Source organism: Caulobacter sp. P1_B12_2 (genome assembly GCF_056406675.1).
In genome coordinates this window covers 1-8,577 of sequence record NZ_JBFTZS010000175.1, presented here as the reverse complement: position 1 = coordinate 8,577, position 8,577 = coordinate 1, and the positions used below count along the sequence as shown (strand labels likewise).

At 69.9% G+C, this 8,577-nt stretch carries 12 protein-coding genes; 7 read left to right on the top strand and 5 right to left on the bottom strand.

Annotated elements, in window-relative coordinates; translation table 11 throughout:
- Nucleotides 1-30: 30 nt before the first annotated feature.
- On the bottom strand, nt 31-630 hold the full coding sequence (locus tag AC1DZ6_RS12620) for a glutathione S-transferase family protein (protein ID WP_477097518.1): 600 nt from the start codon (nt 628-630) through the stop codon (nt 31-33).
- A 108-nt stretch (nt 631-738) separates the two neighbouring features.
- Between AC1DZ6_RS12620 and AC1DZ6_RS12615 the strand changes: the two genes are divergently transcribed.
- Entirely contained in the window at nt 739-1,200 is a 462-nt protein-coding gene (locus AC1DZ6_RS12615) for an Lrp/AsnC family transcriptional regulator (RefSeq protein WP_477097517.1), read from the top strand.
- Here AC1DZ6_RS12615 and AC1DZ6_RS12610 read toward each other — a convergent pair.
- A complete protein-coding gene (locus tag AC1DZ6_RS12610) occupies nt 1,191-2,330 on the bottom strand; it encodes an aminotransferase class I/II-fold pyridoxal phosphate-dependent enzyme (protein WP_477097516.1) in 1,140 nt (379 codons plus the stop codon). The genes AC1DZ6_RS12615 and AC1DZ6_RS12610 overlap by 10 nt on opposite strands.
- Nucleotides 2,331-2,428: 98 nt before the next feature.
- Between AC1DZ6_RS12610 and AC1DZ6_RS12605 the strand changes: the two genes are divergently transcribed.
- The 6 genes from AC1DZ6_RS12605 (at nt 2,429) to AC1DZ6_RS12580 (ending at nt 5,885) form a co-directional block, all read left to right on the top strand.
- A complete protein-coding gene (locus AC1DZ6_RS12605) occupies nt 2,429-3,094 on the top strand; it encodes a DUF4328 domain-containing protein (protein ID WP_477097515.1) in 666 nt (221 codons plus the stop codon).
- Nucleotides 3,095-3,169: 75 nt separating this feature from the next.
- Complete coding sequence (locus AC1DZ6_RS12600) at nt 3,170-3,496, top strand: DUF1330 domain-containing protein (RefSeq protein WP_477097514.1); 327 nt, start codon at nt 3,170-3,172, stop codon at nt 3,494-3,496.
- A 99-nt stretch (nt 3,497-3,595) separates the two neighbouring features.
- Entirely contained in the window at nt 3,596-4,075 is a 480-nt protein-coding gene (locus AC1DZ6_RS12595; protein WP_477097513.1) for a VOC family protein, read from the top strand.
- 61 nt (nt 4,076-4,136) lie between these two features.
- A complete protein-coding gene (locus tag AC1DZ6_RS12590) occupies nt 4,137-4,790 on the top strand; it encodes a dihydrofolate reductase family protein (RefSeq protein ID WP_477097512.1) in 654 nt (217 codons plus the stop codon).
- A gap of 103 nt (nt 4,791-4,893) precedes the next feature.
- Nucleotides 4,894-5,205: a PadR family transcriptional regulator gene (locus tag AC1DZ6_RS12585; RefSeq protein WP_477097511.1), complete on the top strand. Its 312-nt coding sequence runs from the start codon at nt 4,894-4,896 to the stop codon at nt 5,203-5,205.
- The gene (locus AC1DZ6_RS12580; RefSeq protein WP_477097510.1) at nt 5,205-5,885 is read left to right on the top strand and encodes a hypothetical protein; all 681 of its coding nucleotides are present in this window, start codon (nt 5,205-5,207) and stop codon (nt 5,883-5,885) included. The genes AC1DZ6_RS12585 and AC1DZ6_RS12580 overlap by 1 nt, the downstream gene beginning before the upstream one ends.
- On the opposite strand, the gene AC1DZ6_RS12575 is transcribed toward AC1DZ6_RS12580, so the two are convergent.
- The 3 genes from AC1DZ6_RS12575 to AC1DZ6_RS12565 form a co-directional block, all read right to left on the bottom strand.
- Nucleotides 5,882-6,103 carry an alkylphosphonate utilization protein gene (locus AC1DZ6_RS12575; RefSeq protein WP_056758688.1) on the bottom strand — a complete coding sequence of 74 codons (222 nt, stop codon included), beginning with the start codon at nt 6,101-6,103 and terminating at the stop codon, nt 5,882-5,884. The two genes, AC1DZ6_RS12580 and AC1DZ6_RS12575, sit on opposite strands and share 4 nt — an antisense overlap.
- Before the next feature lie 177 nt (nt 6,104-6,280).
- The gene (locus AC1DZ6_RS12570; RefSeq protein ID WP_477097509.1) at nt 6,281-7,192 is read right to left on the bottom strand and encodes a site-specific tyrosine recombinase XerD; all 912 of its coding nucleotides are present in this window, start codon (nt 7,190-7,192) and stop codon (nt 6,281-6,283) included.
- Nucleotides 7,189-8,562, bottom strand: coding sequence for a hypothetical protein (locus AC1DZ6_RS12565; RefSeq protein ID WP_477097519.1), 1,374 nt, complete (start codon nt 8,560-8,562; stop codon nt 7,189-7,191). Before AC1DZ6_RS12565 ends, AC1DZ6_RS12570 begins: the two co-directional genes overlap by 4 nt.
- Between the last annotated feature and the right edge of the window lie 15 nt (nt 8,563-8,577).

The window sequence follows — 8,577 nt, the reverse complement described above, 5'->3', positions numbered from 1 at the left end:
AGTCCGAGGATGACGGCTGGGGGTTGGGACCTAGTCGTACGGCATGGCCAGAAACGCCGGCGTCGCCTCGGCTTTTTCGGTCAGGGCCGCCAGGCTCGGACAGGCCGCCGTATCGACCGACTGCGGCAGGGTCTTGGTCGCGAAGGTCCACGTCACCGCGCTGGTGACCCAGGCCTGCGAGCCCTCCAGCCAGGCCGGCGGCGCGGCCAGTTCGGCCTCCAGCAGTCGCCAGGCCGCGCCGGCCTGGCCGCGCACCCGGTCGATCCAGGGCGCGTGCCGCCTCTCCTCCGGGCGCAGATTGAACTCGTAGACCAGCGACACGGTCTTCTCGCAGGCGGCCAGGGCCAGGCCGAGGATCCGCTGGGCGCGGGCGTGGTCGGCGACGCCGTCGGGCGCCAGGCTTCGCCCGGCCAACCGCTCCAGGTGCTCGATGATCAGGCCGGACTCCATCAGCACCACGCCGTCATCGGTCACCAGGGTCGGCGCCTTGACCACCGGATTGATCGCCGCGAAGGCGTCGTAGTGGCGAAACACCGAGACCGGCTCGTGCGTGAACGGCAGGTCCAGCCGCCGCAGGGTCACCGCCACGCGGCGCACATAGGGTGAATCCAGCATTCCGATCAGTCGCATCGCGCTCTCCCTGGCTTCCGCCAGAATGGCCGAACGGTGTTCAAAAGTGCATGGCGGTTCATCGGCGAAAGCGCGATAGTTCCGATGAATTCAAGGTGACAACCGCAGATGTCTCTCCCAGACGGCCTCGACGCCAAGGATATCGCCATCATCGAAGCGCTTCAGACCGATGGTCGCATTTCGCTGTCGGGGCTGGGGCGGCGGATCGGACTGTCACAGCCGTCGATGTCGGAACGGGTCAAGCGGCTGGAGGAGCGGGGGGTCATCACCGGCTATGGCGCGCGGATCGATCCGCTGGCCCTGGGCCTGACGCTCAGCGCGATCATCCGCCTGAAGACCACCCACGAGCACATGCGCGCCTGCCTGGAGACCTTCGAGCGCCTGCCCTACATCGTCGAGGTCCACCGGGTGACCGGCGACGACTGCTATGTGCTCAAGGCGCTGGTTCCGTCGGCCGCCGACCTGGCGGCGATCGTCGACGCCATCGGGCGGTTCGGCCCGGTCACGACCTCGGTGGTGTTGCAGACCCAGCCGCCCAGGCCGATCGGCAAGGCTTTGCTTCAGCGCTGAGCGCGGGCCGCGAACCACGGCGTCACGCGCCGCAGCGCCTCCTCGACCTCCGCCGTCGAGACCGCGAAGCTGAAGCGGATGAACCGCCGACCGTCGACCGGGTCGAAATCGACGCCCGGCGCTGTGGCCACGCCGGTGTCGCGCAGCAGCTGTTCGCAGAAGGCCAGACTGTCATCGGTCAGGTGGCCGATGTCGGCATAGATGTAGAAGGCCCCGTCCGGCGGGGCGATCGAGGCCAGGCCCAGGGCCGGCAGGGCGTCCAGCAGCAGGGCGCGGTTGGCGCGGTAGACGGCCACATGGCCTTCCAGTTCGTCGAGACAGTCCATGGCGACCAGCCCCGCGTGCTGGCTCAGCGACGGCGGGGTCAGGAACAGGTTGCCCATGAAGGCCCGGGCCCGCTGGATCTGGCCCTGCGGCACGACCACCCAGCCCAGCCGCCAGGCGGCCATGCTGAAATATTTGGAGAAGCTGTTGACGATCAGGGCGTCCGGCTGGAACGCCAGCATCGAAACGGCCGGCTCGCCGTAGCTGAGGCCATGATAGATCTCGTCCGAAACCACGCGGATTCCGCGCGCGCGGCAAACCTGCGCGATCGCCTCCAGTTCGGCGGCGGGGATGATGGTGCCGGTCGGGTTGGCCGGACTGGCGATGATCACGCCGGCGGGCGCGGGCTCCAGCGCCGCCAGGTGCGCGGCGGTCAGCTGGAAGCGACTTTCGGCCCCGCAGGCGATCTCGACCGGGACCAGGTTCAGGGCCTTCAACGTGTTGCGATAGGCCACGTAGCCGGGCCGGGCCAGGGCCACGCGGTCGCCGGGCTGGAAGTTGGACGCCAGGGCCAGGACCAGGGCCGGCGAGGCGCCGCAGGTCAGGATGATCCGCTCGGGATCGACGCTCACCCCGTCCAGATCGGCGTAGCGCCGGGCGATCGCCGCCTTCAGGGCGGGGCTTTCCCAATAGCCCATGCCGTCGGTGTCCAGCACGTGATGGGCCGCGGCGATGGCGGCCTTGGGCGCGCCGGTCGATGGCTGGCCGAACTCCATGTGGATGATCGACTGGCCCTGCGCCTTCATCTGGTGAGCCAGACGGCTGATGGCGATGGCGTGGAAGGGTTCGATCTCGGAAGCGGCCATGCAGCGTAACTAGTGCGCGGCGGCGGGGGCGGCAACGGCGGCGTTGTCGGCGCTCTCGAAACGGTCTAGCTCCGGGGTCCACCGCTGGGGGGCGATCAATGAAAAAGAAGAAGATCTACACGCCGAAGGATCCGAAGAAGCGCGCCAAGGGCGCGATCGTCGGCATCTCGGTCCACCTGGTCGCCTTGGCGGCGATGACCCTGCTCACCCTGATCAACCTATCCAAGCTGCTGGGCCTGAAGGGCGGCGGCCTGGTCGACGGCATGGCGCCGGGCTTCGAACCCTTCGTCATCGCCTACGGGCTTGCGGCGATCCTCTACCTGCTGACCCTGGTCCCCTATCTGGTGCTGTTCCTGATGTGGGTGCATCGCGCCAACCGCAACGCCCAGACCCTGTCGAAAGGCATGGAGGTCAGCCCCGGCTGGAACGTCGGCTGGTTCTTCGTGCCCTTCGCCGCGCTGTACAAGCCGTTCCAGGGCCTGGACCAGACCTGGCGTGTCAGCGCCGATCCCATCGGCTGGAAAGGACTGGACGCCCCGAAGCTGCTGCGCTGGTGGTGGGGCTTCTTCCTGACCAGCAACTTTACGGGGACGCTGTCCAACCTGGCGAGCAAGACCATGACCGCCGGCGGCCAGACGGCGGCCTCGGTGATCACGATCATCTGTTTCGCCTCGGCCCTGACCGCGGGCGTGCTGGCGATCCGGATGATCCGCCGGGTCACCGACCTGCAGGTCTCGGCCCTGAACGCGGCGGCGTTCACCTGACCGCATAACCTGCCAGGTCATCGATTTGCCGACGACGGCGGGCGAGGCTGGGTCATCGCAACCTGGAGCCCCGTCATGTCCGCCTACGGCATCGCCCATCTGCGCAGCGTCGATTTCGGTCCCGGCATCATCGAATACCTGCAGCGCATCGACGCCACGCTCGAACCCTTCGGCGGCCGGTTCGTCGTCCACGGCGCCAAGGTCGAGGTGCTGGAGGGCCAGTGGCCCGGCGACATCGTGGTCATCGCCTTTCCGGACCTGACGGCGGCCCGCGCCTGGTACGCCTCGCCCGCCTACCAGGCCATCCTCGCCTTGCGCACCGACAATTCCCAGGGTGACGTGATCCTGGTCGCGGGTTGCGACCCCGACCACAAGAGCGTGGACCTGCTGGCGGCCGCTTGAGACCGACGGTTCGTCGAAAAGCGCGCGCCGATGTCGGAAGTCGCGGGTCTTGATCGTCCTTCGGTCAAACGCCGTGCACCGGCCTCCGGAGGAAACCCCATGCAGAAGATCACCCCGTTCCTGTGGTTCGACACCCAGGCCGAGGAGGCCGCGAATTTCTACGTCTCGCTGTTTCCCAATTCGAAGATCACCAGCGTCGCGCGTTACGGCGAGAGCGGCCCCGGTCCGGCCGGCACGGTGATGACCATCGGCTTCGAGCTGAACGGCCAGGCCTATAGCGGGCTGAACGGCGGTCCGCACTTCACCTTCACCGAGGCGGTGTCGTTCGTGGTCCACTGCGCCGACCAGGCCGAGGTCGATCGCTACTGGACCGCCCTGACCGCCGACGGCGGCAAGGAGAGCCAGTGCGGCTGGCTGAAGGACAGGTTCGGCCTGTCCTGGCAGATCGTCCCGCAGGAGTTCCTCGACCTGACCTCCAGCCCCGACAAGGCCGCCGTCGGCCGGATGTTCGGCGCCATGATGCAGATGATCAAGCTGGACATGCCCAAGCTGAAGGCGGCGTTCGAGGGCGCGCCTTGAACCTGCCGATCGACGCGCGCCGGCCAATCCAGCACAGTTCCATCGATAGAGGAGGCGCACGGTGAGTCGTGTCAGAGTCGCGGGGTTCTCCGTATCCCTGGATGGGTTCGGGGCGGGCCCGGAACAGAGTCTTCAAGATCCGCTGGGAAAGCGTGGGACGGAGCTGCATCGCTGGTTCTTCGGAACGAAGACCTTCCAGGCGATGTTCGGCCAGGGCGGCGGCTCGGAGGGCGTGGACGAGACCTTCGCCCACCGCTCGATGGACGGCTTCGGAGCCTTCATCCTGGGCCGGAACATGTTCGGTCCCGGGCGTGGGGACTGGCTGGACGACGGCTGGAAAGGCTGGTGGGGCGACAACCCGCCCTATCACGCGCCGACCTTCATCCTGACGCACCATGCCCGCGAGCCGATCGTCATGGAGGGCGGCACCACGTTCCACTTCGTCACGGATGGGATCCACGCCGCGCTCGAGCGCGCGCGCGACGCGGCGGGAGCCCGTGACGTCAAGATCGGAGGCGGGGTCTCGACCGTTCGCCAGTATCTGCGGGCCGGCCTGATCGATGACCTGCACGTCGCGTTTTCGCCTGTCCTCCTGGGACGGGGCGAGGCGATGTTCGAGGGCCTGGATCTACCGCGCCTGGGCTATCGCGTGACGGAGTCCACCGCTACCGAGCTCGCGACGCATGTCGTGCTCGGACGCGAGGGGAGCGAATAAACATCCGCCGACGCAGACCGGTCCCTGACCGCGCCGTGAGCTCCCGCGAGGGGCTCGCCACAGATCCCTTGACTCAAACTCTACATATGTTGCTAATGGCTCCATGACCCGCGCGCCGAACATCTCGCGACAAACCCGTAGCGTCCTCGCCGCCCTGCTGGCCCAGCCCCAGGCCTGGCGCTACGGCTACGACCTGTCCAAGGAGACGGGCCTCAAGTCGGGCACCCTCTATCCGCTGCTGATCCGGCTCAGCGACCAGGGCCTGCTGGAGGCCGAATGGCGCCAGCCGCTGCAGGCCGGCCGGCCGCCGCGCCACGCCTATCGCCTGACCGACAAGGGCGCGGCCCTGGCGCGCGAGCGCGCCGCCGGCGAGGTCCTGGCCGAGCCGGTTCGCGCCGGCCCGAGGACGGCCTGATGACCCTGGCCCGCCGTCTTGCCCGCCGCATCGCCGAGCGCCTGCTGCGCCACGCCGCCGCCGTCATGCCCGCCCATCGCCTCGACTGGGCGCTGGGCATGCAGGCCGAACTGTCCGCCATCGACGAGGCCGGGACCGCCCTGGCCTTCGCGGCCGGCTGCGCCTGGACCGCCTATCGCCAGAGGATGTCGCCCATGCGGATCGCCCTGTTCACCGCCCGCCTGGCGGTCGCCGCCCTCAGCCTGTTGGCCGCCGCCGCCCACGCCTTCGCGCCGCTGAACATGGTGGCCATCGCCATCGACCTGAAGCTTCACGGCCTGGACGGCTGGGCCGGACGGTTCCGCATCTTCGAAGGCCGCACGGCGGACGAGGCGCTGGCCTCGGTGCTGGCCTTTCCCGCCTGGCATGTGGCGGCCCTGCTGGTCCAGGCGGCAGGCTTCGCGGCGGCGGCCTGGTTCCTGGTGCGCTGGAACCCCCGGGGACTGGCCGCGGCCGTGCTGATCGGCGCGGCCGCCCACACCGCCAACACCCTGGCGCTGCGGGCGCTGTGGCCGACGCCGTACCTGATCCATCCGGCGATCGCCTGGCTGGACTACACGGCCCTGGCCCTGCTGCTGCTGGCGACCCTGGCGTTCTGGAGCGCCGACCGCCTGACGACGCGCGCGATACGCCCCGCCTAGGCCTTCTTCACGAACTCGGTCCGCAGCACCAGGCCGCGCACCTTCTCGACATTGGCCTCGATCTCGTCGGTGTCGCCGGTCAGGCGGATGTTCTTGACCAGCGTCCCGCGCTTCAGCGTCACGCCGCCCGAGCCCTTGACCTTGAGGTCCTTGATCAGGGTGACGTTATCGCCGTCGGCCAGGATCGTGCCGTTGCTGTCGCGGGTTTCGTCCGACATGGGATTCTCCTGAAAGGTGGGGGTTCCTATCAGCACCCTGGCGCAACACAAAACCCTGTCATCCCGGACGAGCGCGCAGCGCGAAGATCCGGGACCGACGTGTGAACTCAGAGCGTCCGGCGGTCCCGGATCTGCGCCCGGCTTCGCCGGGCTTGTCGGGGATGACAAGCGGGTCGGCTATTTCCGTCCCAACGGATGCTTGCTCTTGACCACCTGCGTCAGGTGATCCCCCGCCACGTGGGTGTAGATCTGGGTCGTGGCGATGTCGGCGTGGCCCAGCAGGGTCTGGATGACGCGCAGGTCGGCGCCGCCCTCCAGCAGATGGGTGGCGAAGGCGTGGCGCAGGACGTGGGGACTGACCGTCTCGCGGTCGATCCCGGCGGCGATGGCTGCGTCCTCCAGCAGTTGCGAAACCCGCCGCGCCGTCAGCCGCCCGCTCTTGGCGCGCGACGGGAACAGCCAGGCGCTCTCCTTGACGCCCTTTGGCAGGAATTGCGGCCTTGCCTCCAAATAAGCCTTCACCGCCGTGCGCGCCGCGTCGTTCAAGGGAGCCAGCCGTTCCTTGCCGCCCTTGCCCTTGACCATCAGGAAGGCCGGGTCGCGGGCCAGGGCCGCCAGGGGCAGGTTCAGCAGCTCGGAGATCCGCAGGCCCGAGGCGTAGAGCAGCTCGATCATGCAGGCCAGGCGCAGACCCTGGGCCMCGTCCTTGGCGGCCGCCGCCGCGATCAGCCGCAGCACCGCGTCGCGCGACAGCACCTTGGGCAGCGGTCGCCCGGCCTTGGGGGCCTCGACCCGGCGCGAGGGGTCGTCGTCGCGCCAGCCCTCGCCCAGCACGAACCGGTAGAACTGGCGCAGGGCCGAGCGGCGGCGCGCGGCGGTGGCCGGCGACAGGCCGCGCGCGCCCAGGTCGGCGAAATAGGCCTCGATCGCCTCGGCCGAGGCGCCGTCCAGGTCGCCGCGCGCGGCCAGGAACAGCCGGGCGTCGGCCAGGTCCTTCTCGTAGGCGGTCAGGGTGTTGCGGGCCGCCGCGCGCTCGACGGCCATCATCTCGAGGAAGGCGTCGATCCAGCCTGAAGCGGCCGTGGTCATTTCAACTGCAGCGCCAGCAGCCCCTCCACGGCGAAGGCGCGAGCGTCGGCTTCCAGACCGGCCTTCAGCAGGGCGCGCACCAGCCGAGCGCGATCGACGGGCCCGGGCCCATTGGCTCCGGCGTCGGCGGCRATCGACAGGGCCAGCAGGGCCGCCTCGCCCTGGCGGCCGGCGCCGGCCGCGTCGTCCAGCACGATCAGCCGCCCGGCCGAAGCGGCGGACTTGCCGGGGTCGAAGGTGGCGAACGACGCGCGGGCTTCCGGGCTCATCGGCCCGCCCAGCGCCGCCAGGATCAGGGCCGCCGGCSGGGCGGGCGACTTGGCGCCGCCCTGGACGCCGCGCTCGATCAGGCCGTCGAGGATCTGACTGTCCTTCTTGCCCTCAGCAGCGGCCAAGGTCGCGTCCAGCAGGGCCAGGTCCAGGGTGGTGGCCCCGCCGGGCAGGGTGTCGCCGGTCAGCTTGCCCCGGATGGCCTGGGCCGTCGCCAGGTCGCCGGCCGCCAGGGCCGCGCGGGCCAGCAACAGGGGATCGCTGAAATCGGCGTCGGCGCTGACCAGCTCCGCGAGCTTCGGCGCGGCGGTGCGCGAGATGTCGGTGAACCGGCTGAGGTCGATGTCGCGCAGGAACCGCCAATCGCGGGCCTGGGCGGAGGTGCCGTCGAACGGTTCCGGGGGCAGGACCGACTTCACGCCCGGCGAAGCGGTCCCCCTGGCGAGCGCCACGTCCAGCCCGAGCTTGCGCGACAGGGCGTAGTTGACGCCGTTCCCCAGATTGGCCATGTCCGTCGGCGTGCCGGACAGCAGGGCGTTCATCAGGCGGGCGTAGTCGGCGTCCTTGGTCTGCTGGGCGGCCAGGCTGAAGGTCAGCTGGGCGGCGTCGTGCTGGCCGGCCAGGGCCTGACAGAAAGCCCGCAACCGCAGCCAGTAGGGCGCGCCGCGTTCGACGCTCAGCGCCTCGCCGATCCGGCAGGCCTTGTCGTCGGCGCCGGTGATCAGGGCCGCCTCGGCCGCCGCCATCGACAGCTGGGCGCTGGCCGCCACGCCGGGAACGCGGTCGAGCACGGCGTCGGCGCCCTTGGCGTCGCCCAGGGCGATCAGGGCCAGCGCCCGGGTCGCGCCCAGCTCCGGATCGTCGCCGATCCCGGCCGGGGCGTTGGCGCCGGTGGCCAGCACGCGCCGCGCCAGGCCCGTGGCGGCGGGCGACAGCGGCTTGGTCGCCAGCTTGGGCAGGGCTTCCTTGACCACCCCGGGCGAGGCGTCCTTCCAGAGGTCGATCCAGAACCCGTCGACCGAAACCCGCCGCGCCGGCCGCTCCTCGGGATAGTGGTCGTCAGATCCCATCGTGAAGACGCCGCCGGGAATCCAGGTCATCGCCTCGCGCAGCGG

Excerpts from the sequence above, each read along its gene's own strand:
- AC1DZ6_RS12585 (WP_477097511.1), top strand. The coding sequence starts at position 4,894 with ATGACCCGCGCGCCGAACATCTCGCGACAAACCCGTAGCGTCCTCGCC.
- AC1DZ6_RS12600 (WP_477097514.1), top strand. The coding sequence starts at position 3,170 with ATGTCCGCCTACGGCATCGCCCATCTGCGCAGCGTCGATTTCGGTCCC.
- AC1DZ6_RS12580 (WP_477097510.1), top strand. The coding sequence starts at position 5,205 with ATGACCCTGGCCCGCCGTCTTGCCCGCCGCATCGCCGAGCGCCTGCTG.
- AC1DZ6_RS12595 (WP_477097513.1), top strand. The coding sequence starts at position 3,596 with ATGCAGAAGATCACCCCGTTCCTGTGGTTCGACACCCAGGCCGAGGAG.
- AC1DZ6_RS12605 (WP_477097515.1), top strand. The coding sequence starts at position 2,429 with ATGAAAAAGAAGAAGATCTACACGCCGAAGGATCCGAAGAAGCGCGCC.
- AC1DZ6_RS12615 (WP_477097517.1), top strand. The coding sequence starts at position 739 with ATGTCTCTCCCAGACGGCCTCGACGCCAAGGATATCGCCATCATCGAA.
- AC1DZ6_RS12575 (WP_056758688.1), bottom strand. The coding sequence starts at position 6,103 with ATGTCGGACGAAACCCGCGACAGCAACGGCACGATCCTGGCCGACGGC.
- AC1DZ6_RS12620 (WP_477097518.1), bottom strand. The coding sequence starts at position 630 with ATGCGACTGATCGGAATGCTGGATTCACCCTATGTGCGCCGCGTGGCG.
- AC1DZ6_RS12610 (WP_477097516.1), bottom strand. The coding sequence starts at position 2,330 with ATGGCCGCTTCCGAGATCGAACCCTTCCACGCCATCGCCATCAGCCGT.